Raw genomic sequence first — 965 nt, 5'->3', positions numbered from 1 at the left:
TATAGCTATAGTCAATCAGGTTAGGACATAGGATAAAATATTCTAACCGTTGCTGTTCACGATTATCATGGCAAAACCCTACAGTGAAGACTTGCGGCAAAAAGTGATGCAAGCCATTGAGTTAGATGGTCTCAAGAAAAGCGAGGCGGCTCAATTGTTCAACATCAGTCGCAATACGATTAACCTATGGTGTCAGCGCAAAGCCGAAACAGGGGATGTTAAACCTAAGCCTAGGCAAACATCTCAAGCACAGGTCAAAATCGCAGATTGGGAGAAGTTTCGGGCATTTGTCAAAGTGCATGGAGATAAAACCCAAGCCCAAATGGCAGCGCTATGGGAAGGGGAAATCTCTCAGCGCACGGTTTCACGAGCCTTACAGAAGATTGGACACAGTCGTAAAAAAAAACTTATGGGTATGTCCAACGCGATGAAGTAAAACGCTCAGCCTTCCTAGCGCAACTTGAAGACCCCAAAGCTGCTCACTTAGTCTATGTCGATGAGTCGGGGATGGATGAACGCGATGATTACGGTTATGGATACTGTGCTGTAGGAGAACGTTTCTACGCCCTCAAATCAGGTCGGCGGCAGGGACGGATTAATATGATTGCGGGATACCGAGATGGTCAATTGATTGCGCCTTTTACTGTGGAGGGGGCTTGCAATCGCCTGGTCTTTGAAACTTGGCTAGAGAGGTGCTTGGTTCCAGTGTTGCGTCCTGGTGAGTGGGTAATTGTAGATAATGCTACGTTTCATCCTGGGGGTCGAATTGCCAAGTTAATTGAATCAGCAGGTGCCCAGGTTGTGTATTTGCCGCCCTACTCGCCTGACCTCAATCGGATTGAAAAGTGTTGGGCGTGGTTAAAAAGCCGGATTCGTGACCAGTTACGCAACTCGGATAATTTACGCGATGCGATGGAAGCCGTTCTCAAGCAGGCAGCGTCCTAACAAATGTGGCTTAAGCTATA

General features: G+C 47.4%; 1 protein-coding gene. It reads left to right on the top strand.

The window, feature by feature from the left end; translation table 11 throughout:
• Positions 1–67 precede the first annotated feature (67 nt).
• Positions 68–945 (top strand): IS630 family transposase gene (locus tag AB3R30_RS26870; protein ID WP_458652268.1). Its coding sequence is split into 2 segments (ribosomal slippage): positions 68–397 and positions 400–945, totalling 876 coding nucleotides; the frame shifts between segments, so codons are not numbered across the junction.
• Positions 946–965 lie beyond the last annotated feature (20 nt).

Source organism: Sivoneniella epilithica UHCC 1019 (assembly GCF_040830845.1).
GTDB lineage: Bacteria > Cyanobacteriota > Cyanobacteriia > Leptolyngbyales > Leptolyngbyaceae > ULC077BIN1.
Note: the sequence above shows the minus strand (reverse complement) of the source record. Positions and strands in the feature narration are given on the sequence as shown.